Genomic DNA, 243 nt, shown 5'->3' with positions numbered 1-243 from the left:
GAAAAATGATGAGCTATGCAGTTTGTAGAATGCAAAAAATGAAGTCCCATGATTTAAAAGGGATTCAATTTCACAATCAAAGAGAGAGGGAAAGTAAGACGAACCCCGATATTGATAAAGACAAATCAAATGAAAATTACGATTTTATAAATGATGGAAATATTGATTATAACGAGCGAGTAAAAGAAATTATTGAATCACAAAAAACGGGTATAAGAAAAACCCGAAAAGATGCGGTACTGG

The 243-nt window shown here is 32.1% G+C and carries 1 protein-coding gene; it reads left to right on the top strand.

From position 1 onward, the window contains the following. Positions 1-8: 8 nt before the first annotated feature. Positions 9-243: plasmid recombination protein (locus tag AWV70_RS21940; protein ID WP_201024451.1), on the top strand; the 235-nt coding region annotated here is incomplete at its 3' end.

This window comes from Sporosarcina koreensis (genome assembly GCF_001531445.1).
GTDB classification, from domain to species: domain Bacteria; phylum Bacillota; class Bacilli; order Bacillales_A; family Planococcaceae; genus Sporosarcina; species Sporosarcina koreensis_C.
This window is presented reverse-complemented; position numbering and strand designations above follow the sequence as displayed.